Origin of the sequence: Gleimia sp. 6138-11-ORH1, assembly GCF_024814355.1 — a bacterium.
Lineage (GTDB): Bacteria > Actinomycetota > Actinomycetes > Actinomycetales > Actinomycetaceae > Gleimia.
This window is the reverse complement of the sequence record NZ_JANUXV010000001.1, coordinates 154,914-172,680: the sequence shown is the minus strand read 5'-3', so window position 1 is coordinate 172,680 and position 17,767 is coordinate 154,914. Positions and strand designations below refer to the sequence as shown.

Here is a 17,767-nt window from a genome sequence, read left to right as displayed (position 1 = left end):
CCTAAGTGGCCAGTAAAGCTTAGTGGCTTTGGACTACCCACTGGCATACACAAAGCCAGATCAGCCGAAGGCAATAAACTTCAAAAACCGTATTTCTCCTTACGTAAGCGAAACGCACGCTCACCACCTTCCATTACAGACGTGATCGCATCCCGCACCGCAGTCATATCGATAGCCCCTTGCTCTTTGATATGACCAGCTGACTGATCACCTGCATTCAAATAGGCACAGACCAGAACAAGATCGGCATCGCCATTCACAACCAAATTCGCGTTATGACTGGAAAATATCAGTTGGCGCCTGCTCTTGGAGCTCCAAATCTTGGACACAATCTGCAAGACCGTTTCACTGTCAAGATCGTCCTCAGGCTGATCAATAATTAGCGGTGTTGTTCCCTGCGAAAGTAGGGTACTGAGCAGAGCCGAGGCCTGCTGCCCAGCTGATGCAGAGTCGAACGGAATATACTCACCTTCCTTAGCCCGATATTCAAACTCAGGGAAGGCAGACAACTTGGTCAGCGATAAATCAAGCCACTCATCAGGCGTGAGCTTCGATTGGATTCGCTTTTGATCGGCTTTCGTCAAACCAAGATCACTCAGTTTGCTTGTATGCTCCGTAGTAATGTCAGCATCCTGCCCGAGCAAGGCCAGCGACTCAAGCTCCTCCAACACACGTTCCCAGGCCACTTCCGGATTCGGCTCCTCTACAAGCTTCTCGAAGAAGCCTTCTATCTTGCTCGATCGGAGACTCGATCCGGTTAATAAATCCTTGAACTTAGACTGAATCGCTTTGAATCCGCGCTTGATTGATAGGGTAGCACGAATCGTGCCGTCCGAAGATGAGGCGAGAGCCTTGCACTCTGTCTGCAAAGCCTTCGTCCGTTTCATTTGTGTAGCTGTTAGCTTACCGCGTAACTCCAAGTGCTTCTCGTGTGGTTTTCCAAGGGAGTCACGTTCAGCTCGTTGCTTTTCCAAAAGCTCACGAGTATCGCGTTGCTGTTCCTCCAAATTAGCTAGTTCGGCCAACTTGGCTTGGTGTGCAGACGATCGTTCTTTCACCTCTCGATAGCTTTCCTCATACTTACAGATCTTCTCTGCTAATCTTCTAGAGGGAATATCTATCGCACCGCCGTCTGCTGTGAGGGCACTAAAGTCAGTTACTAGCTGTTGGATTTCCGAACGAAGCTTGATTAGAGCAGCGAGCGTCGATGCTAACAGCACATCGGCCTCATCAGATAGCGTCTTTGGCACGAATGGTGGCATCGAAATCTGCTCGAACGACGAGTCGAGCGACTTGAGTAGGTTTTCAAGACCAACACGGGCAGACTCGACATGCTGGAGCCAGGCCAATTGCCCTGACTTCAAGTTGTCATGTCCAGCCTTACTATCGAGAATCTTCCGATCATCTTCGGAGATTCCTTCAAGACTGTTACGCAGGACCTGTAACTGCCCGGATAACGACTTGCTACGAAAATCGCCACGTTCGATTTCGGAAGACAAATTTCGGTGCCGTTGAAGCGTTGCGTAGTTCTCACGAAGCCGACCAGCAGCCTCTTGCCACTCACGATCAATCGCTTCTAATTGGGGCTTGATAGGTGCGGTGACGAATTCAAGGAGTTCGTCAACACGGATTGCTACACTGCTCAACTGCTTCTGACTGTACGCCTGGATCGGTAGTAAACTATGAATCGTAGTCTCGCTGACCTTCTCGAACTCACTATCTCCGACCTTAAGCTCAATTGTACCGTTAGTTGCATGGCGACGAACGACGTGCGCAATCCCGTTTTTTACACAGTGCACCTCCACATAGGCGTCACACGGCTTGAGTGTTGCTTCTACAATCTTCCGCTGGCGGGTGAGCGGATCCACAACCTCGTCGTCTTCTGCTACGTGTGCAGGATGGTCGCACAGAGCCCACCGAAGATAGTCCAACACCGTCGACTTACCCGTCCCACGCCCTCCGATCAGTGCAGTGTACTGTGGGTTAAGCGCAATATCGATTTTCCCCATAAACTTACTATCCGACACAAAAACGCGAGAGACCCATACATTTGGTATTGCCGGTGACGTTTGGGAAATCCGAGACTCCTGTGCCAAACACGCCTGGCGAATAGCCTCGGCTGTAGGATTGGCCCATTTAACCCAAGTTGTATGTTCACCGAGCGTCGAAAAATCAGACCTGCGCGCGTCTGATGTCTGGAATAATGCCAAACGCTTCGAACCCCAGTTCTTGTCTTGCCCTTCAAGAATCCGTTTCGCGCCGGCATTTTTTGCACTTTCGAGCTTGGAAATAGACCCATCGAGATAGCCACCAACCGGAATCATTGTGCGGTACTTCTCTTGGAACGATGTACGTAGAAGCGTCTTATGACCTTTAGGCGAGACGTTGGGAAGAATGATGTACCGCCCCTTGAGCCAGTCGTACTTGTCGAGCTTCTCATGTAATAGATTAATGTCCCCAGAATCAGGCAACACCGCGGTATTCGGGAGTTCCTTGATAGTGCTATCAATGGGATCGAAATGCATCGCCTTGAGTACGTCATCGAGTCGATCTTCAGGGAAGTTAGCATCCAAGATCATGATTGCCTGGCACGGGACACTGAGTGAGAGTTCTAGTGCCGGAAATACGACCAACCGGTCCGCATCTGGAACATCCCTACCATCCGGTAGCTTCTCGCAAGCCGCTGCCTTCTTGATGTACGGAAAATAAGCAAAGTCATGATGATCGGAGATTGCGACGGCGTTCAGCCCTTTCTCTCGTGCCTTAGCTACAAATTCAGCAGCCCACTGGTCGCGATTCTCCGGGCGCTCTCCATCCCACGCACTATCGCGAGGCGTATGCACTTGGAAGTCGGCTCGATAGAAATGACCTCCCTTATCGGCTAATTCCAAACTACGCGTACTCACTTCACCGTTCATGTTACATCTTCCGCATTAAGTCTCTCGTTGTCCTGACAGGTATCGCATAGGAGAGTACAAAACCAAAGAAACAAGTACTTTCCAATTTATTTTACCCTTCTGTCGTTTAAATGAGAATACGGAAATGCTATCAGTTTAAACGACTGACGGGTTTGTTTCTACGCTACTTTAAAGCCTAAGCCCCTCTCTACACCTACTATACTAACCCGAGCAGGAGACTACCAAGGCGAAGACAGGCTGGGGCTTATCGTCTAACATGAAGCTGGCCTGTGCTATTTTTGGCGTAGTTTTGCCGTAGCGGGGCTTGGGAGTTCTACAATTCGTCGCGTAAAACTGCGAGTCAGCGAAGTACGCTGAAAAGTTTAAGGATTTCCCTTCTGAGCTTAAAAAGTGATCAGCGTTACAACATATTAATGCTAACCACTACTTGGTGGGCTTCGTGGTATATGTATTGAACTTCGCAGTGACGGTAACTTGCTGATTTTGAGTTATTGCTTGGCGGCTTAAGTGAGTTCACACTGAGTCGCTGCATACTCCACTGTCCCGAGAGCACAGAGGGCGGGGCGGCATGGCTTTGGGCGAGCCGATGCAAAATTTATTTGGCATAGATGACACAGATGCATCTGTGCCATACTTTTTGTTGCCACTGTGCAGAAAACTCGAATTACCTTGGGTGGCACAGATGATTTTTATATCTATACGGTATTTCAATTCCAGGATTTAAGTATATATTCTAATTTAGGCAAAAGAGCTGTGCCATTTGGAAAGAAATGGCATTTACCAGGGATTTTAGTGGCACAGATACATTTGGCAGACTGCGATAGTTTGAAACCGCAGCAGAAAGCCTAAAGTTCACGATCGCCACGCCCTCCCTTCTCTCTGTGCAATCTTGAGAGCGGGCTTTTCGGCTCTTTTTTATGCAAAAGACGTCCTTCCTTGTCCTGTCCCGAGTTGTCAAAGTCGGGACATGCGGTCGCATTTGTTACAAAGTTGGAAGTTTCATGATACAGTAAACCTTATCGCGAAATCGTGCGCGAGAAGGTAGCGCTGAATGAGTCGTTTTTTGGGAGCTTATAGGTCTAGGGATTTCAGCTCCCCCTAGGGACGCGGAGTAAATTCCGATTCCCGAAGGGTTTTTATGATTATCCACAACATTGATATTCAACAGTTACCTGCCCAATATGTCGCACCATTTACTGATCAACCGCTTATGACGTCCGCGCAAACCGCCGAGTTTCTTGGGGTCACCGATAAGACCTTGCGTAATTGCAGAGCACAAAACTCCGGGTTATAGGACAGGTGTTGTTGCTGCGGGACCCGACTTTTCCCTGGTATTCCTGGGGTGCGTCGGGTTTTTAGTTTGTGGGATTCATTCTGGGGGTATGAATATTCCTAAATGCCCTATCTGTAATAATTAGATGATTCGTCACTGGAAGACTAAAGCTGGGCGCCAACGCTGGCGATGCAAAACCTGCTCGATAACTAATTTGAATCCCATTAACAACGAAGCTAAACAACTGATTCTCTTCCTCAACTGGCTTTTATCCCATACTCGACAAGTAGATATGCCAGGACAAGGGCGATCTTTCAGAAGAGATACGCAGCAGTTTTGGGATATTTGGCCGCTTCCACCAATCGTGGATGAAGTGCACCCGGTTGTGTATGTTGATGGCATACACTTAGGCCGTGAAGCAGTTTTTTTGATTGCTCGCAGTGACCGGCATGTTCTTGGCTGGTATGTTGCTAGAAGTGAGAACTCTAGAGCGTGGAAAGCCTCGTTAAGCCGGATTGCTCCACCGGATTTAGTGGTTTGTGATGGTGGGAGCGGGTTTATGAAAGCCTGTAAAACCACCTGGCCCGACACGAAGATACAACGGTGTGTCTTCCACGTGTTTACGCAGATTAAAACAGCGACTACAACGCGTCCTAAACTCGAGCCTAACTGGGAGCTATACCAACTGGGTAAGCGCCTGTTACACGTGAAAACCCTTGATAGTGCAACCCAGTGGCCTTAGAGATTATCAGCAGTGGCAAACCAAATGGCATGACTTCCTACAGGAGGTTACCTATCATGAGCGTTCGTGGTTGTATTCTCACGCTAAAACTGTGAAAGCGTGTAGAAGCATTAACTCTCTTATTAGGAACCAGTTGTTGTTTACGTATCTTGACCCGCAGTGGGATGAGCTTATGCCAGCTACTACAAACAAGATTGAAGGAGGCACTAACGCGCCTTTACGGCAGATGCTTAGAGACCATCGGGGAATGAGTTTAAGTAGGCGTATTAAAGCTATTTTCTGGTGGTGCTACACGCACACCCAGTTTCCCTTACCTCCAGCGGAGATCTTGAAAGTTATGCCACGAGATAAAGACATAGAAAACGCTTATTGGAAAGCCACAGTAGATAATGAACTAAACGCGGTTATCCCACAATGGGGAGATGCTATCGCATGGCACGAACTACACCACACACAACCCTACCGACAAGACTGGGACTAAACCACCCCAACAACACAATTTGTCCTACAACCCGCTGATTTGGGCTTGCGTTGTCCAGTCACGAGAAGGGGGGGGGGGTCTGTGCTCAACACGCCCCACTAGAATTCTTACTTGATAGTAGAGCAACGGAACACATCTAAATTAGAAGATACATGAAGATTCAATAGGTGATTTACATGTAAATTCTGCGTGGTCTTGCCTCCATCGCTCAGCTTGTATGGTAGACTTGGGACGGCCCGTATGGACAATAGGGAGACCCATGGCATCGAACAAGCGCAAGGTTCCGATGCGTCATACCAACATCGGTGATCTTTCGCATGGTTAGGCTTCGCGTCTGATCAAGGAAGCGATTGAGAAGGATGAGCCTGCCAACGTCATACGTTACGGCAACCCCATCGCGGTACTGATTTCGCTTAAACGCTACGAACGGTTAATGAATGAAGGGATAGATCCGAGTGAGCACTGAGAAACTAACCAGCCACGTCTCCTTGATCTGGAACATCGCAGAGCTGTTGCGCGGCGACTACAAGGAACACGAGTACGGTGACGTGGTGCTTCCCTTCACGGTGATTACCCGTTTAGACTCAGTGCTGGTTGACACGAAGCAAGCTGTCTTGGATATCAAGGACACCTCAGTGCCATCCAAGGTTAAAGAACTGCAGTACGCGAAGGCCACGGGCTACCCCTTTTGGAACACTTCAAACTTCACCCTCAAAACCTTGCTTAACGATCCAGACAATCTGGAACAAAACCTGTCATGCTATGTGCAGGCTTTCGCTCCGGCAGCGCGCGAGGTAATGGAGGCCTACAACTTCTATAACGTGATTGAGCGCCTCGACAAAGCAGGCTTGCTTTACCAGGTACTCGCTGAGTTCACGTCCGCAAAGGTCAATCTTCACCCTGACGTGGTCAGCAATGACCAGATGGGCTACATATTTGAAGAACTCATTCGCCGGTTCTCTGAACTTTCGAACGAGACAGCGGGTGAACACTTCACCCCGCGTGAAGTCATCAGCCTGATGGTCAACCTCTTGTTCAACCCAGAAGAAGACATCAACCGGCTCTGCGCAGACGGAGCAATGGCCTCGCTGTATGACCCGGGGGTTGGCACCGGTGGGATGCTTTCGATCGCTGCCCAGCACGTCGATGACCTGAATCGCACAGCCCGCCTCGAGGTTTACGGCCAGGAACTCAACCCGCAAACCTATGCGGTGGCTAAGTCAGACATCATGATCAAGGGCGAACGCCAAGAGCGCATCTATCAGGGTAACTCCCTGACCAACGACCAAACGGTAGGGATGCGGTTTGACTACATGCTGTGCAACCCGCCCTTCGGCGTGAATTGGAAGAAGTACTCCGACCCGATTCTTGACGAGGCTCAATGCAAGAGCTCCCAGGGGCGTTTCGGCGCGGGAACGCCACGTGTATCGGATGGCTCGTTCCTCTTCTTGCAACACATGATCTCGAAGATGAAGCCCTACGACCCCAAGGATCTCGTGAATGCTCCTGGCACGCGGATCGGGATCGTGTTCAACGGTTCACCCCTCTTCACAGGTGGAGCCGGTCAGGGTGAATCAGAGATCCGCCGCTGGATCCTTGAGAACGACTGGCTCGAAGCGATCATCGCACTACCGGATCAGATGTTCTACAACACCGGCATTCTCACCTACATCTGGGTGCTGTCGAACAAGAAGGAGCGCCGCCGCAAGAACAAGGTGCAACTGATCGACGCCACCCAGTATTTCCAGCGGATGCGTAAACCCCTGGGTGAAAAGCGCAAGGAACTCACCGAAGACAACATCGCCGACATCACTCGCATCTACGGCGCGTTCCAGGAAACCGAAGTGTCGAAGATCTTCGACACCAAAGACTTTGGTTACCACGAAGTTGTCGTGGAACGCCCGCTACGGTTGAGCTTCCAAACCACCCCAGACGAGATCGAAGCACTCAAACAGGCCAAGCCATTCGCGGATCTTGCCACCTCGAGGAAACGAACCGAACCCGCGCGCACAGAAGAAATCGAGGCGGGCAAGCGAGTGCAGGACGCGGTCATTGCCACCCTCGAGGCGTTCGATGCTGAGCACGTGTACCTCAACCGGGACGAGTTCACAGACGTCCTCCGCGAAGGCATTAAAGCCCGCGGCGAAAAGATCGGCATCGCAGCCCTGCGCAAGATCGTCGCCGAACTCGGCACAAAGAACCCTGACGCGGACATCTGCGTAGATGCGAAAGGTAACCCAGAACCAGACACGGATCTACGCGACACTGAGCAGATCCCGTTCCGTGAAGACATCGAAGCATACTTCCAGCGCGAAGTTATCCCCTACGCTCCCGACGCCTGGATCGACAGCGATAAAACCAAAGTCGGCTACGAAATCCCCTTCACCCGCTACTTCTACAAATACGAAGAACTCGGCGACCCCGTAGAGAGCCTCGCCGAAATTCAGGCGCTCTCAGCCAGCATCCAAGCTGACATCGCCAAACTCTTTAGCGAGCAGGTGAAGTGATGGATCGTTCGAGTAAAGGAACCGCTTTTCTACAGTGGTTTGCTGAATCTCCTGCAGAATGGAACAGGCTAAGACTGCGGAACGTATTGGATGAAATTCTTGCTGGAAACTGGGGCGAGGATGCTGGCATCTCTGAAGCGGATCGATATTGCGCACGGATCGCTGACTTCGATTGGCAGCATTTGAAGCTTCTTGGAGGAAGCTTGCGAACGATCCGTTCTTACACATATGCCTCAGCCTCACGCTTTGTTTTACGTGACGGCGACTTGCTGGTGGAGAAGTCGGGTGGCGGGGAAAAGCATCCTGTAGGCCGTTGCGTACAGTATGAAGGAAATGAAGGTCCTGCTTTCACTAATTTTGCTATGCGTCTCCGAACTAACCAGCTAGTGTTAAGTGACTATCTCAAGTTTGTTCTCGCTGCTAGCTATTACAGGGGTCATTCGTGGAAGATACTGAGCCAAACCACCGGCATTCAGAATCTTGACGTTTCTGCATTCCGATCAACCCCAATTCCGCTTCCCTCGGTTAACGAGCAGAAGCAGATTGTCACGTATCTCGATGCCAAAACCGCTGAAATTGATGGGCTGGTGTCGAAGCTTGAACGCGAGGCGGAGTTGCTGGAGCGGTACCGGCGTCAGTTGATTGCGCGCACAGTGACGCGTGGTCTACATCCTAATACACCAATGCGTGATAGCGGTGTCGAGTGGATCGGAGAGGTCCCGAAAGCGTGGCGAGTGATTCCTCTGAAAGCTCTCCTTCGCCGTAAATCAAGTAAGAATCGTCCTGACTTGAGAGTTCTTTCGGTAGAGAGGAACCAAGGAGTTGTTGATCGTGAGGCTGAAGGTTCAGCAGATAACCATAACCGACTTCCAGAAGACTTGAGCGGATATCTAGTGGTATCCAAAGGGCAATTTGTCATGAATAAAATGAAAGCGTGGCAAGGGTCATATGGCGTATCTTTCTATGATGGTATTGTCAGCCCTGCATATTACGTATTCGACTTATCAACCGAGGTTCCTGAGTTCTTTAACTGGATGATTAGATCGGACGCATTCATACCGTTCTTCGGTATGAATTCATTTGGCATCCGGACAGATCAATGGGATTTCAAGGTCTCTGCATTACGAACTATTCCTCTTTTCATGCCATCCAAACATGAACAGCGGAAAATCGCAGTTTTTCTTGATCGAAAGACTGTTGCGATCGATTCGGCTATCGCGGGTATCAAACGGCAAATTGAGTTGTTGAGTAAGTATCGCAAGCAGGTTATTAATGATACGGTGACAGGCAAGATTCGTGTGGGAGAGGTAGCGTGATGGACACGTCTGAGCGCAGGTTTGAAGATGAAATTGAGTACGCGCTGACTCATGTTGGCCCCTCGGAGCTTGACTTGTACGAGTCGCGAAGCCCTGATGGCTATGACCGGGGCTTGGGTTTATATCCGCAGGATTTGCTCGACTTCGTGCGGGACACGCAGCCTCAGCAGTGGAAACGCTTAAAGCGCATCCACGGGGAGAAGGCTGGCGAGAATTTCTGCAAGCGGGTGGCCCGCGAACTTGACCGGCGCGGCGTTGTCGAGGTTCTGCGTCGTGGAGTGGAAGACCTGGGTACTAGGTTCAAGCTGGTGTTCTTTGCGCCTGGTTCGGATTTGAATGAGGTGTTAGCAGAGAAGTATTGGGCGAACCGGATGACGGTGGTGCGTCAGCTGCGCTACTCGACAAAGAACAACAACTCTGTCGACACCGTACTTTTCGTCAACGGTATCCCGGTGGTGACCTTGGAGTTGAAGAACCAACTCACCGGACAGACCTACCGTGACGCGATTGACCAGTACAAGCGGTCCCGCCCAGCCAGCGAGGTACTCTTTAAGTTGAACCGCCGTGCAGTGGTGCACTTTGCGGTCGATACTGACGAGGCGTGGATGACCACCAAGCTCGCAGGGATGGACACGGTGTTTCTCCCGTTTAACCGTGGCTTTGGTAATGGTGCTGGCAACCCTCCCCTGCCAGATAAGTACAAGACATCCTACTTGTGGGAAGAGGTACTGGCGAAAGACTCCCTGCTGGATATTCTGCATCGCTTTGTCCAATTCATTCCGCACGAGAGCGACCGGCGTAAAGATAAATTGATCTTCCCGCGCTACCACCAGCTCGATGCCGTGCGAGCCCTCGTGACCGACGCGAAGAACCATGGTGCGGGGAGGAACTATCTGGTGCAGCACTCGGCTGGCTCAGGTAAATCGAACACGATCGCCTGGCTGGCCCACCACCTATCGAATCTGCACGATGACCAGCAGCGTGCAGTGTTTGATTCGATCATCGTGATCACCGACCGGCGCGTGCTGGACAAGCAGTTGCAGGACACGATTTACGCGATGGACCACACAGCTGGCGTGGTGGTCAAGGTCGACAAGAACGCCCGCCAACTCACGGACGCGCTGGCTAATGGAGTGAAGATCATCATCTCCACCCTGCAGAAGTTCCCGTTTGTTGATGTCAGCAAGGTCGCTACTACTGGTAAGCGGTTCGCGGTAATCGTGGACGAGGCGCATTCCTCTCAGACGGGTGAGGCGTCGGAGAAACTCAAGCAGGTGCTCGCGGATACAGCCACGGCGGGAAAGGAGTCCGAGGAAGACTTACTTGAACGCTACGCGACTGCCGAGGCCCAAGTGGAGGCCGAACAGCTAGAGATCGATGAACAGATCGCCGAGGACCTACGTACACAGGGCCGCCAACCCAACTTGTCGTTCTTCGCGTTTACCGCAACCCCGAAGCAGAAAACGCTCGAAATCTTCGGCACCGCGGTGCCCGATGCCACCCCAGTTCCGTTCCACGTGTATTCAATGCGTCAAGCAATCGAAGAAGGCTTCATCCTTGACGTGCTCAAGAACTACACCACGTACCAGACCTATTACCGGGTCGGGAAAACTACGACGGACGATCCTGAGTACTCCACTAAGCAAGCCAACAAGGCGCTCGGCAAATACCTGAGTCTGCATCCATACAATCTGCGGCAGAAGGCCGAGATCATCATTGAGCATTTCCGCGCCAACGTCGCTCACAAAATTGGCGGTGACGCCAAAGCCATGCTGGTGACCGGTTCACGCCTGCATGCCGTGCGCTATTACTTCGCCTTCCGCGACTACATCACACATATGGGCTACGCAGACCTTGGCGTGCTCGTGGCATTCTCAGGAACGGTCGAAGACCAGGGCGCGAAATACACCGAGGAACAGCTCAACCAGATCCCCGAAGCGGAGTTGCCAGAGAAGTTCGCCACTGGCGAGTACCATCTACTGCTCGTGGCCGAGAAATATCAGACGGGCTTCGACCAGCCACTGCTGCACACCATGTATGTGGACAAGAAACTCCACGGGATCAAAGCGGTGCAGACCTTGTCGCGGATCAACCGCATGCATCCGGGCAAGACCGACACGTTCGTACTCGACTTCGTTAACACCGCTGAGGAGATCCAGAAATCGTTCCAGGACTATTACATTTCCACCGGTATCACTGAGGAGACCGACCCGAACATCGTCTACGACCTCTACCACGACCTCGCTTCTTGCCATTTGTGGACGGACAAGGAGATCGAGGGCTTTACCAAGGTCTTCTTCACCGAGTCGAAGAAGCAAACGAACCTCGACTTCAGCCGTCTCAACGCCTACCTTGACCCAGCTGTCGCGCGCTTCAATGAACTTGAGAATGAGGACAAGCTGAAGGTGCGGGCGAGGATGAACAAGTTCAACCGCAATTATGATTTCCTGACCCATATCATCCGCTACCATGATGAGCGCCTCCACCGCTTCGCCGCTTACGCCAAGCTGCTGGTACGCAAGCTCTACATCGAGGGCGACCCCGCGCCTCATCTCGACGACGAGGTCGCATTGCAGTATTACCGGCTCCAGCAAGTCTATGAAGGCTCCATTGTCCTTGCCGATGAGCAAGGACAGCTGTCAAATAACCCTGATACTGCAGGCTCGAGCGGAGATGAGAAGGAGACGCTGTCCAGCATCCTCTCGAAGCTCAACGACCGTTGGGGTACCGAGTTCACTCACATGGATAAGGTCATCGAGCAGCTCACCGAAGACATGGTCGAAGACGTCGAAGTCAAGTCCCGCGCCCACAACTCGTTCGACATGTTCTCCATTGTCTACTCCGAACGCATCCAAGACATCGTGCTCGACCGTATGAACCAAAACCAAGAGTTCGCCATCAAGTACCTGTCGGATCCACAGTTCAAGGCCGATGTAGACCGGGTTCTCCTACCGTTGATTCACGCACGCCTCAATCACGAAGGCTGATAGCCGACCTCACTCGTAGGCCCGCTCGACACGTCGTCGGGTGGGCCTACTTGAACCCCAAGCCATTCGCGTGTTAGCGCGTTTGCTAACACGACAGGAGGAGCGATGAGCGACAACTTAGAGTTCGGAGAATTCATTACAGAACGCCGCAAGCATCACGAATACACCATGAGACAGTTCGCTGGTATGATATGCGTGACCGCCCCCTACCTCAGCAACATCGAGAAGGTACGTCGCGCTGCCCCTAATAGCAAGCACGAAGACATCGCAGTCGCACTGCGCGCCTTACTAGTGCTGAGCGTGAGCGCATGTTTGACCTGGCTGCTATGACCCGCGAGAACCAGGTTTCGGCTGACTTGTCGGGCTACATTATGAAAACCATCTGGCTCGTGTTGCCATCCGTCGCGCCAAGGAACGCGACCTGAGCGACAAACATTGGGAGAGCAATATGGACATTATTGAAGGAGAGGATTACAGCCAGTGAGTATTCCACCCAGTACCTCAGCAAAGTCAGGCTTGAATCCAAGGCTGAGGAAATCCTTGCGAAATATCGTGGCGGCGCACATCTTGAATCTCCTGCGTCGCTCCATATTGACAGCTTCGCAAAGTTTCACCTGGACGCCGCCAACAATGCCCGCAAGTGGAAGACTGTTGAAGAGAAGTGGCTGAAGCTATTCCGCAACAAGACTGTAGAGACTGGTATGTCGGCCACGCAGGAAGTCACGCACGAGGACGAGTGGCTCGTAGAGGTTTACATGGAGACAGATTTTCGAAGCTCACGGCTGATAACTTCCAAACAACGCTGAACAACTATCTCGCCTATCTCGTGAAGGAAGGCCGCGTTGTAGAGGCGGATCACTACGACACAGATGAGGATGCGTAATGAAGCAGGATGTTTCAGACTGGTTCGAATTCAAGATCGAGGATCTCTTTGAGAGCCTCGAAGGTGGAAAAGCACTTCAGATGAATCTCGAAGAAAATCCTGACATTTTCTATGCGGGAGCTAAGAAAGATAATAACGGCGTCATGCAGCATTGCAAGTATGACGAGGACACTGTCAGCAAGGGAAACTGTGCAGTGTTATATGCGATGTTCAAGGCTCGGTTGGCTATGTCAACTACATGGATCGAGATTTTACAGCATCCCCAAATATGACACTTGGATACGCCAAGTGGCTCACGCCTGAAATTGGCCTGTTTTTGTCAACCATCTTCAGCCTCGAACGACCGAAGTACTCATTCAGCAGGAAGTGGGTCGCTCCTTGAAGGACACGATAGTCAAGTTACCTGCCCAACGAGCCGGTAACGGTGATCCGATTATTAATCCAGAAAATACCTACATTCCTGACGGATATATCCCAGATTGGTAGTTCATGGAAGATTACACCCGAAGTCTTCATCATAAGCCAGTTACGACTGTAAACAGTGGGGTGCAGAGCGACGTTGAGTCAATCAATTGGCAATTCTTCTTGCTGAAAAATCTATGCACGATAGACATGGGCAATAAGCTGGACTTTTCTGTCCTGTCTACATATACCCCGATGTTAACTTTGCTGGACGGTCCGCGGAAAACAATGGCGTGATGGGAAAAGTAGAGCTAGTCGAAGACTTAGCTCCGTAACCAGCAGAACATTGACGGTAGCTTCGGCGGTAGTTTTGGCTCAACTTTCCTTCAAGATGAGCCTTTTTACACGTCTCAAAACGTCACAGCGCTTCAGTTCAACAACGACGAGGTCTCAACTCGTGCTCGCCTCTTATTAACCTGCATGATCCAGTTTGAATCACGCTTTAAGTACTTCCCTTTCAGGAGGGAGCTTAATGGTATATCCGTACGATCTTCGGCTTCGCTCTCCTAGCTCTGAGCGATGAAAACAGCGTTCCCGTCATAGATCCAATCAATCAGTATCACGAGGACGGTTACATTCCTGATTGGCAGTTGATGGAGAACTACAGCCGTACGGTGACCGCATCCCTGATATCGAGCCTGCCGAGAGTGATCCTCAAGGGCGGGACAGTAATTAGAGATGGAGGTCGGATATACTAGCGTTTCAACGAAAAGCCAAGGTGCGTCGTTGGAAACACAGGAAGCATCACTGAAGACGGAGGGCTACGAGAAAATCTTCTATGACACTATCAGCGGCACGAAGTCGTCAAGACCCGGTCTGGACAACGCACTGGAGTACATGCGTGAAGGTGACGTTTTGGTGGTCACTCGACTTGACTGACTCGGACGCACCACGCTGGATACGCTGAAGACAGTCTCTGAGCTGGCGGAAAGAGACGTGCCAGTCCTCATCCTTACCCCCGAACTCGACACATGTAATAAAGACGGTCAACGGATGGTAACGATCTTGTCTGGTCTTGTACAATGGGAGCGTGATCTACTTATTGAGCGAACCAAGGAAGGTGTCGCTCATACACGCACTCAGGGGCGTGTTGCCGGCCCGAAGCCGAAGCTATCTAGTGAGCAGGTGACTGCCATTCGTGCAGCCGTGGATGGTGGGCAGACAGTTTCGGAGGCCGCGCGGGCGTTCAACGTAAGCAGACAAACGATCTATAAAGCGTTAAGACGGTGAGGGTATGCACAATAACGAGGAAACTGCAAATATTGATGACGCTAACGAAAAATTGGATCCGAATGTAACCGATAACGCTGAGGATGCAGAAGACGGCATCCGACACATGACACTCAAGGAGTTGCAAGAAGCCTACGAGGACGAGTCACACCCTCGATATGAGGAGGCGATGGTCGAAACTAAGCTCATCTCTGAGCAGTTGACCCCTTCTTTGGAAGCACTGCGGAAAACGGTTGGTCATAGTGTTGATCTATCGGGCATCATCAAGAAGATGATACCAGTGGCCGAGCAGTTGGGGAGTGTGTCTTTGAATGCGGGTGTTGCCGACATATTCAAGAATGCTATACCGAAGCCCAACCTTCCATCTACTGACCTGCTAAACCCGACGTATGAACCGCCAGTATTCGCGAGGTACATGCCAAATCTTGATGTAGATTCACTCAGGATGCCTGATTACAAGGGTTTACTTGAAAGCATTGCTGAATCATCACGCGTGAACGAGAAACGCGCACAGCGGCAACTGGAGACGTTGGAGGCAATGTCTGCAGTCCTCATGCAGACGCAGACTGAATTGGAGCGTCAACACAAGGAGAACAAGGAATCAGCGTCTATCAATACGAATCTTGTCAGGTGGACACTAATTGCAACGGTAGCAGGCATCGTCATCGGCGCTACCGTCACTGTAATCACAAGCCTGATGTAGCCAGGTAGCCGACAACCATAGTAAGAATGACCTGAGCCTACTGTGGAGTAACTACGGTGTATGCTTGGCATTTTATGATTGTCGCTTCTTAGGTTTATTAGGGATAATTGAAGTAGATATACACTACCGGCGTAAGGGAGAGATATGCACAAGAAGACGGCTGCTTTTAATGACAACACCACCGCCGTTGCATACCTTAGTTATTCGTCCAGCTCGCAAAACGAAGCCTCTATCGACCAACAACGTGAGATGGCTCAGAGGTGGGCACAGGCACGTGGAATAACGATTATCAAAGATTATCCCTAGCCTGCCAAGTCTGGCGCCAATATGAATCGCCCTAAGCTCAATCTCATGCTCCAAGAGTTACCGACACTGCAACCGGAATACGTCATCACATGGAAGAATGACAAACTTGGGCATAATCGCGGGGATCTACTCAAGATTAAGGCTGCTATTCGTAATGCTGGCGCCCGGTTAGAGTACGTCGAAGGAATTGAGCCGGAGTCTATATTACTTGAGGGTTTCACGGATGCTTTCGCTGAATATTATTCGTTACAACTGTAGGTGAACATTAAGCACGGGCAGAACTATTACGCTGAGCACGCGCTGTCGAACGGCCGGAAAATCTCCGGGTATATTATTGACGGTGAGAAGCGTTATCAGCGCGATAACGTCACAGATCCCATCCACGGCGCATGATTTGGTGACAGATTTAGAAGCGTTATCAGCGCGATAACGTCACAGATCCCATCGTTGATAGTATTTTCGCCGATCACATCGGCGGGAAGAGTTCGCAACGCATCGCTAATAGCTTAAACAATGCCGGCGTGTGCACCGCACAGGCTAAGAATTTCACTACTAAAACGATCGCAAAGATTCTCGAGAATCGAGCATATTTCGGATAGTGCTCGTATGTCAAGCACGTTATCCCTGGTGGTATGCCACAGTTGGTCAGTAACACAGACTGGGATCTGGCACAGAAAAAACTCGCTAAGAACAGGTATCGCGGTGCCAAGACCAAGGCTGAGCTTAATGCTATGGGATCTCACCTTCCTCAATACTGAGTGACGGGCGTCGGTTACTGCTAGTTATGTGGAGGACGCCTGGAGGGTGTTTCTGGAACGTCTAAGACAGCCCGGAAATACAGGTATTATTACTGTCTGAATCAGCGTCGTAAGAAGTGTACACTCAAGCCGGTGCGTAAGGACGCACTTGAAAACACAGTCGAAAGTGTTATTGATATTTTCCTCGAAAACCCTGAGTCATTGGCTTCGTTGGCTGTAGATCTGGCCGCTGAGTAAAAAGCAGCACACGGGCGCAACGAAGCTGTGATAGAGGCGCTGGAGCTTGAACGGAAGGATGTGGAACGGCAGAACGGTATTTTTGTTAAGGCAAACGCCCAGGGCATATTTTCGACCGCTACGGCGCAGGCGATGAACGACTTGGAGCAACGTAAGAACGAGCTTGATGCGCAGATCCAGACCGAGCATGTAAAGAATACCTTGATGGAAGATGAAGGCTCTATCGGAGCGTTCTTCCAACGGTATGCCGAGGCGAAGCTTGATGATACAGATACTCGTGCGATGTTGCTGGAATATTTCGTGAACAAGATCTACGTGGGAGACGGCACGCTGACGGTCGTTTCATGGTTTTACGAAAACTGCGACCAAATGACATGGGAGCGAATGTTGGTGAGCAAAGAAAATGTCCCTCACGCCTCACCCTTAACGGGTTCGACATGAGGGACGTTAGTGGAGATGGCGGGAATCGAACCCGCGTCCAACAATCAACCCCGAGGGCTTCTCCGTGCGCAGTCTGCAACTTATTTCTCAGCCTCTGACTATGCGCAGACCCAATGTCAGTAGGCTCAGTTAGCTAAAATGTCGATTCGTAGTCACTAACGAACTAAAAATCCAGTGGCTCTTAAGGTTGCGCCAGGGTCCAAGCTAAGAGCATCACTTGGTCTGACGGACTGTCTTGCGCAATTAGGCAGCAAGAGCGAAGTCGGTGCGATTCTGTTCGGCACCTAATTTTTTGAATACCTGGTTAACGAGTTCAGTAGACATCCTCGGCACGCTTCTCCACGATCGTAAATCGCTGTCGAAACCGATCATCCCCTATTTAGTTTTCACTATTTTGCTATTATCTAGCAGTTGTTTAATTTTACCGGTTTCTTTCCTTGATTCTCAACCAGTAAATCCTATACAAATATGACTCGGATTACTTTTTGTTTGGATTTTATGCCCGCAAGCCTCTAAATTAGTA

Annotated in this window: 11 protein-coding genes, 1 other RNA gene and 3 pseudogenes; 13 read left to right on the top strand and 2 right to left on the bottom strand. The window is 50.8% G+C overall.

Annotation, left to right across the window (positions count from 1 at the left end):
• Window positions 1-80: 80 nt before the first annotated feature.
• A complete protein-coding gene (locus NXS08_RS00680; protein WP_259136185.1) occupies window positions 81-2,918 on the bottom strand; it encodes a TrlF family AAA-like ATPase in 2,838 nt (945 codons plus the stop codon).
• A 1,418-nt stretch (window positions 2,919-4,336) separates the two neighbouring features.
• Between NXS08_RS00680 and NXS08_RS00675 the strand changes: the two are divergent.
• From NXS08_RS00675 to NXS08_RS00630, 13 genes and pseudogenes are all read left to right on the top strand, one after another.
• Window positions 4,337-5,414: pseudogene (locus NXS08_RS00675) on the top strand (IS1249 family transposase).
• 455 nt (window positions 5,415-5,869) lie between these two features.
• Window positions 5,870-7,921 (top strand): class I SAM-dependent DNA methyltransferase, encoded by a 2,052-nt coding sequence (locus NXS08_RS00670; RefSeq protein ID WP_259136184.1) that lies wholly within the window; start codon window positions 5,870-5,872, stop codon window positions 7,919-7,921.
• Window positions 7,921-9,237, top strand: coding sequence for a restriction endonuclease subunit S (locus NXS08_RS00665; protein ID WP_259136183.1), 1,317 nt, complete (start codon window positions 7,921-7,923; stop codon window positions 9,235-9,237). Before NXS08_RS00670 ends, NXS08_RS00665 begins: the two co-directional genes overlap by 1 nt.
• The gene (locus tag NXS08_RS00660; protein ID WP_259136182.1) at window positions 9,237-12,224 is read left to right on the top strand and encodes a type I restriction endonuclease subunit R; all 2,988 of its coding nucleotides are present in this window, start codon (window positions 9,237-9,239) and stop codon (window positions 12,222-12,224) included. The genes NXS08_RS00665 and NXS08_RS00660 overlap by 1 nt, the downstream gene beginning before the upstream one ends.
• Window positions 12,225-12,329: 105 nt before the next feature.
• Window positions 12,330-12,554 carry a helix-turn-helix domain-containing protein gene (locus tag NXS08_RS00655; protein WP_259136181.1) on the top strand — a complete coding sequence of 75 codons (225 nt, stop codon included), beginning with the start codon at window positions 12,330-12,332 and terminating at the stop codon, window positions 12,552-12,554.
• Between the two features lie 128 nt (window positions 12,555-12,682).
• On the top strand, window positions 12,683-13,030 hold the full coding sequence (locus NXS08_RS00650; RefSeq protein ID WP_259136180.1) for a hypothetical protein: 348 nt from the start codon (window positions 12,683-12,685) through the stop codon (window positions 13,028-13,030).
• A 76-nt stretch (window positions 13,031-13,106) separates the two neighbouring features.
• Entirely contained in the window at window positions 13,107-13,379 is a 273-nt protein-coding gene (locus NXS08_RS00645) for a hypothetical protein (protein WP_259136179.1), read from the top strand.
• A gap of 868 nt (window positions 13,380-14,247) precedes the next feature.
• Window positions 14,248-14,799 (top strand): annotated as a pseudogene (locus tag NXS08_RS07375) (recombinase family protein).
• Window positions 14,800-14,803: 4 nt separating this feature from the next.
• A complete protein-coding gene (locus NXS08_RS00640; RefSeq protein ID WP_259136178.1) occupies window positions 14,804-15,502 on the top strand; it encodes a hypothetical protein in 699 nt (232 codons plus the stop codon).
• Window positions 15,503-15,829: 327 nt separating this feature from the next.
• Entirely contained in the window at window positions 15,830-16,066 is a 237-nt protein-coding gene (locus tag NXS08_RS07370) for a recombinase family protein (RefSeq protein ID WP_396232229.1), read from the top strand.
• A 185-nt stretch (window positions 16,067-16,251) separates the two neighbouring features.
• Window positions 16,252-16,407, top strand: coding sequence for a recombinase family protein (locus NXS08_RS07365; protein WP_396232238.1), 156 nt, complete (start codon window positions 16,252-16,254; stop codon window positions 16,405-16,407).
• A gap of 198 nt (window positions 16,408-16,605) precedes the next feature.
• A pseudogene (locus NXS08_RS07360) lies at window positions 16,606-16,680 on the top strand (hypothetical protein); the annotation flags it as partial.
• Window positions 16,681-16,830: 150 nt separating this feature from the next.
• Window positions 16,831-17,244 carry a hypothetical protein gene (locus NXS08_RS00630; RefSeq protein ID WP_259136176.1) on the top strand — a complete coding sequence of 138 codons (414 nt, stop codon included), beginning with the start codon at window positions 16,831-16,833 and terminating at the stop codon, window positions 17,242-17,244.
• Between the two features lie 7 nt (window positions 17,245-17,251).
• Here the strand turns inward: NXS08_RS00630 and ssrA are convergent.
• Window positions 17,252-17,620: a transfer-messenger RNA gene (gene ssrA / locus NXS08_RS00625) on the bottom strand.
• Window positions 17,621-17,767: the final 147 nt, after the last annotated feature.